Source organism: Streptomyces sp. NPDC059456 (genome assembly GCF_042750055.1).
Lineage (GTDB): Bacteria > Actinomycetota > Actinomycetes > Streptomycetales > Streptomycetaceae > Streptomyces.
In genome coordinates this window covers 1-5633 of record NZ_JBHYVA010000569.1, presented here as the reverse complement: position 1 = coordinate 5633, position 5633 = coordinate 1, and the positions used below count along the sequence as shown (strand labels likewise).

Genomic DNA, 5633 nt, shown 5'->3' with positions numbered 1-5633 from the left:
TCGGGCCCACCGGGTTCAGCCGGAACGTGAACTCCGTGACGATCCCGAAGTTTCCCCCCCCCCCCCCCCCACCCCCCAAAAACCCCCCCGCGGGGGCCCCCCCGGCCCGGGGGCGCGCCCCCCCCCCCCGGGACCCGGGCCCCCCCACCCCCCGGGGCCGGCGTCCGCGCGCTCGTGGTCCGCCCCCGGGGGCCCCAGCGGGTAGCGGCCCGGCACCGGGACCGGGAGGCGGCCCGTGGGCCGTACCGCACCGGTGACCACCCGGGCCGCCGCCCGCATCTCCACGTCCGTCCAGGTGTACGTCGCCAGCTCCGCCGCGCAGGTGGGCAGCCGCGCGGGGTCGTACGGATTGCGGATCGCCACGACGACCACCGGCACCCCGGTGGCCAGCAGCTCCGTGACCAGCGTGCGCTGCGGACCGTCCCCCTCCGGGACGTTGTACGTGCACACCAGCACCGCCGCGTTGCCGGGGGCCGCGGCCACCGCCCGGGCGGGCGGCACGGCCGTCGCACGGCAGCCCAGGGCGGTCAGCTCCCGGGCCAGCACCACCGTGGGCGGGCCCGTCGTACCGCTGGGGGAGGCCGGGTCGGTCCCGGTGACCAGGACCTTCGGCGTCGTCGCCGGATCCAGCGGCAGCAGCTTCACGGGATTGGCCAGCAGGGTCGTCGTACCCGCCGCGATCTCGTCGGCGGCGCTCAGGTGCGCCGGGATCCCCACCAGGGCGCCCACCTGCCCCGCGGCGGTGTGCGCGGCGTCGAACAGGCCCCGGCGGGCCTTCAGTTCGAGGATCCGCAGCACCGACTCCTCGATCCGCTGCCGCGTCAGCTCGCCCGCCTCGACGGCCGCGATCACGCTGCGGTGCGCCAGCCCCAGGTCCGGCGGGTTCAGCAGCTGGTCGCAGCCCGCCTTCAGGGCCAGTACCGGGACCCGGTCGTCCCCGTACTTCTGGCGGACCCCGGCCATGTCCAGGGCGTCGGTGACCACCACCCCCCGGAAGCCCAGGCGTTCGCGCAGGATGCCCGTCACGATCGGTGCGGAGAGGGTCGCCGGGTCCCCCGAGGGGTCGAGGGCGGGGAAGACGATGTGCGCCGTCATCACCGCGTCCACGCCCGCCGCCACCGCCGCCCGGACCGGCGGCTCGTCCAGCTCCTCCCACTGGGCCCGGCTGTGCCGCATCACCGGGAGTCCGACGTGGCTGTCGGTCTCGGTGTCCCCGTGGCCGGGGAAGTGCTTGGCGGTGGCGGCCACCCCGGCGCCCTGGTAGCCGCGGACCTGTGCGGCGACCAGGGCCGCCACCGCCTGCGGGTCGGAGCCGAAGGAGCGTACGCCGATCACCGGATTGGCCGGGTTCACGTTCACGTCCGCCACCGGCGCGTAGTCCTGCCGGATGCCCATCGCGGCCAGCTCGGCCCCGGCGATGCGCGCGGCGCGGCGGGCCTCGGCGATGCCGGCGGAATCGGCGCCGGCGGCGGAACCGGTGCCTGCGGAACCGGTGCCTGCGGAACCGGCGTCCCCGGTACCGGCGTTCGCCGCCGGGCCGGCGGCCGCCGCTCCGTGCCGCGCGCCCAGGGCCATCGCCCCCGGCAGCAGTGTCGCCGGCTTCCCGATGCGCGCCACCGCGCCGTGCTCCTGGTCCGTGGAGAGCATCAGCGGGACCCCCGGTCCCGAGCCGGCCGCCGTCCGCTGGAGCGCGGCCGACAGCTCGGCGATCTGCTGCGGGTCACGGGTGTTGTGGGCCCAGGAGAAGTAGATGATCCCGCCGAGGTGGTAGCGGGCGACCAGCTCCGCGGCCGTGCGCACCCCGAACAGCTTCAGGTTCTCCTCGGCGTCCGCCGGGTCGGGATCGGTCGCCGAATGGCCGTACGCGCGGGACACGAAGAGCTGCCCGACCTGCTCGGCCAGGCTCATCCCCGCCACCAGGCTGCGCAGCGCCGCCCGGTCCGGCGCCGGTCCGGGCGGGCGGTCGCCGGGGCGCGCGTCGTCGTGGCGCGGCCCGCCGTCCGGGCCGCCCCGGTCGCCGCCCACGGCGTACGAGGCCACGCCGGCGGCCGTGACGGCGGCCATGGCGGCCGCGGTGAGCAGGGACCTGCGGGAGGCGTGGTACGACACGCCCGGACCCTACTGCCGGGCCGCGTCCCCGCCGCCGCGGACACTCGGGAGGTCCCCCGGAAGGGGTGCCGCGTACGCCCAGTGCTCCTGCAGGGCCCGCACGGCCTCGGTGATCGCCGGCCGGCGGGCCGCCCCCGTCCGCCACAGGGCGTACAGCCTGCGTACGGGGCCGGGTTCCAGCGGCACGGCCACCGCACCCGGCGGCAGCGCCCCCGTCCCCAGCCGGGGTACGACGGCCACGCCGAGCCCCGCCGCGACCAGCGCGACGATGGTGTGGTTCTCCTCGGCCACGTGCGCGATGTCGGGCTCGAACCCGGCGGTGCGCAGCGTCCGCACCAGCCAGTCGTGACAGACCCGGCCGGGCGGCTGGCAGACCCAGCGCTGGCCGCCGAGGTCGGCCCTGCGGATGACCGCCCGCTCCGTGAACGGGTGGCCCCGCGGCACCACCAGATCGCAGCGGTCGTCCCCGATGACCGCCTGTTCGACGCCCTCGGGAGCCGGCAGCGGGGCGATGTCCCAGTCGTGGGCCACGGCGAGGTCGGTGACCCCCCGGGCCACCAGGTCCACCGACAGGTGCGGGTCGACCTCCGTGAGGCGCACGTCCAGCGCGGGATGCCGGTGCGCGAGACCGGCGAGCACCCCCGGCAGCAGGCCGCGCGCCGCCGAGGCGAACGCTGCCACCGTCAGCAGCCCGCTCGGCTGCCCGCGCCGCTCCTCCAGGGTGGTTTCGGCGCGCTCCACGATCGCCAGCAACTGCTGTGCGGTCTCGGCGAGGTGCCGGGCCTCCTCGGTGAGCGCGACCCCGCGCCCGCGGCGCTCCAGCAGCGTGGTCCGGGTCTCCCGCTCCAGCTTGGCGATCTGCTGGGACACGGCGGAGGGGGTGTAGCCGAGGGCGGCCGCCGCGCCCGCGACCGAGCCGTGGACGGAGACGGCGTGCAGGGCGCGCAGCCGGGAGAGGTCGAGCATGCGGCCCATCGTAGGCACCGCCGGACCACAGGTCACCCGTAAGCAGTGCTTCATCCAACCCGGAAGGAATCCGAGCTGGTGCTACATGGTCGCCGCGCCGATGCTCGATGCATGCGTCCCGTTCACACTGCACTCGCCGTACTCGTCGCCGCCGTCTGGGGTTTCAACTTCGTCGTCATCCAGATCGGTCTCGGCCACTTCCCGCCGCTGCTCCTGTCCGCCCTGCGCTTCCTCGTCGCCGCACTGCCCGCCGTGTTCTTCGTCGGCCGGCCCAAGACCGCCTGGAAGTGGATCGTCGCCGTCGGAGTGGCCCTCGGCGTCGCCAAGTTCGGCCTCCTCTTCACCGGCATGGCGGCCGGGATGCCGGCCGGTCTGTCCTCCCTCGTGCTCCAGGTCCAGGCCGTCTTCACCGCCGTCCTGGCCTCCGTCGTCCTGCGCGAGCGGCCCGGCCGGGTCCGGATGGGCGGCATGGCGGTGGCGCTCGCCGGGATCGCCGTCGCCGCCGTGGACGAGGGCACCTCCGGGCCGGTCCTCGGCTTCACCCTGGTCGTCGCGGCCGCCGCCTGCTGGGGCGTGTCCAACGTGCTGACGCGCAAGGCGTCCCCGCCCGACGCGCTGAACTTCATGGTCTGGGTGTGCACCGTCCCCGTGCTGCCGCTGTTCGCGCTGTCGCTGCTGCTGGAGGGACCCGAGCGGGACCTGGCCGCGCTGCGCGGGCTGGACTGGTCCGGGGCCGCGGTCATCGGATACGTCGCCTGGGTGTCCACGGTGTTCGGCTTCGGCGCCTGGAACCACCTGCTCAAGCGCTACCCGGCCTCGTCGGTCGCGCCGTTCTCGCTGCTGGTGCCGGTGTTCGGGATGTCCTCGGCCGCGCTGGTCCTGGGCGAGGGGATCTCGGGGCTGCGCTGGGTGGCGGCGCTGCTGCTGGTCTGCGGGGTGGGCATGACCTCCCTGGCCCCCGCCCGCGCGGGCACCCGTACGGTGGCGGCGGGCGGCGCGGCCGCGGTCAGCGCGGGGAACCCTCCTGCAGCGGCAGCCGCCAGTCCTGCCCCGTGAGCGCGACGCCGTACGAGCGGTGCGGGCGCTCGGCGACCAGCACGAACCCGGCGCGCAGGTAGAGGGAACGGGCCGAGGCCAGCACGTCGTTGGTCCACAGCACCAGCTCCCGGTAGCCGACCGAGCGGGCGAAGTCGACGACCGTGCCGACCAGGAGCGCGCCGATGCCGTGCCCGCGGCCCTCCGGCTCGACCAGGAGCAGCCGCAGCCGCGCGGTGCCGGGCGCGCCGTCCTCGCGGACGCACATCACCGAGCCGACCGGACGGCCGTCCAGCTCGGCGATCCAGACCCGCTCCAGATACGGGTCGTGGTCCTCGGCGAAGTCCGCGACGATCCGGGCCACCAGGCCCTCGAAGTCCGTGTTCCAGCCGTACTCGGCGGCGTAGAGCGCGCCGTGCCGCTGCACGATCCAGCCCAGCTCTCCGGGCTCCGGGTCCCGCAGCCGTACCGGGGCGGACGGGTTGTCGGCAGGGGGCTCCATGGCGCCCGAGGATAGCGCGGCCCGGGGCGGCGCGGCGGCGCCCGCACGCGGCCCGCACCCCCCGCCCGCGCGTTCCGCCGTACGGGTGACCCGCGGCCGGGGCCGGGCCGGCCGTACGGGGGCCGGCCGTACGGGGGCCGGCGGGGCGGGGGTCCGGCGGGGTCGGGGTCCGGTGGCGCGGGCCGAGCCGGTCGGGGGTCCGGTGGGACGGGCCGAGCCGGTCGGGGGTCCGGCGGGGCGGGACCGGGTGGGTCCCGGGTGGGTCCCGCGCCCGCCCGCTACTTCTTGACGCCGCCCAGGATCTGGCCGAGCAGGTCACCGAGTCCGCCGCCCGCCGCCGGGGCGGTGCCGGAGGCCGGCGCTCCGGCGGCGCCCTCCTGGCCGGGGGCGCCCTGACCGGCGGCCGCGCGCTTGGCGAAGACCGCCAGCAGCACCGGGATCAGCAGCTCGATGACGCGACTGACGGTGGCCACGGGGATGCCGGTCTTCTTGGACACCGCCGCGGCGACCGGCTTGCTCACCTTCGCCAGCACCCCGGCCATCAGCCCGCCGCCGAGCAGGCCCCCGCCGAGCGTGGCCACCCCCTGCAGCGGGGGTTCGGCCACCTCGGCGAGGGCCTCGCGGACCTCGTCGCCGTCGGCGTCCGCGGCCCCGGCCTTCTCCTGGAGGCCACCGGTCATGGCGCCGACCGTGGTCGTGACGGTCTCTCGCGCGCCCGCCGCGTCGGTGCCGAGCAGGCCGGCGATCTCGGTCAGCCCGTCCTGGCCGAGCTCGCCGAGCACATCGTCCTGGAACGAAGATTCACTCATGCCGGAAACGCTACTTCTGCGGTGGTTCGACGGCACTTCGGATCGACGCCTGAGACTCCTGAGGTAATGGAAACGTAAAGTTCCGATTCCGCATGCAACCCCCGGGCGGGGCAGCGGGTCGTATGGTGCGTCGGTACTTCCGGGGAGGGATCTGGGGGGATCGGGAAGTCCGGCACGGGAGGGGCAACCGTGAGGGGGTCCGGCCGTGAGGC

Annotated in this window: 4 protein-coding genes and 1 pseudogene; 1 reads left to right on the top strand and 4 read right to left on the bottom strand. The window is 76.1% G+C overall.

The window, feature by feature from the left end; genetic code table 11:
• Window positions 1-15 precede the first annotated feature (15 nt).
• Window positions 16-2064 (bottom strand): glycoside hydrolase family 3 protein, encoded by a 2049-nt coding sequence (locus tag ACFXA3_RS33615; RefSeq protein WP_385193132.1) that lies wholly within the window; start codon window positions 2062-2064, stop codon window positions 16-18.
• 54 nt (window positions 2065-2118) lie between these two features.
• A complete protein-coding gene (locus tag ACFXA3_RS33610; protein ID WP_385193130.1) occupies window positions 2119-3075 on the bottom strand; it encodes a LysR family transcriptional regulator in 957 nt (318 codons plus the stop codon).
• Between the two features lie 111 nt (window positions 3076-3186).
• On the opposite strand from ACFXA3_RS33610, the gene ACFXA3_RS33605 reads away from it, so the two are divergent.
• Window positions 3187-4131: an EamA family transporter gene (locus tag ACFXA3_RS33605; RefSeq protein WP_385193129.1), complete on the top strand. Its 945-nt coding sequence runs from the start codon at window positions 3187-3189 to the stop codon at window positions 4129-4131.
• Here the strand turns inward: ACFXA3_RS33605 and ACFXA3_RS33600 are convergent.
• A pseudogene (locus ACFXA3_RS33600) lies at window positions 4082-4579 on the bottom strand (GNAT family N-acetyltransferase); the annotation flags it as partial. The gene ACFXA3_RS33605 and the pseudogene ACFXA3_RS33600 overlap by 50 nt on opposite strands.
• A gap of 311 nt (window positions 4580-4890) precedes the next feature.
• Window positions 4891-5421 (bottom strand): DUF937 domain-containing protein, encoded by a 531-nt coding sequence (locus tag ACFXA3_RS33595; protein ID WP_385193127.1) that lies wholly within the window; start codon window positions 5419-5421, stop codon window positions 4891-4893.
• Window positions 5422-5633 lie beyond the last annotated feature (212 nt).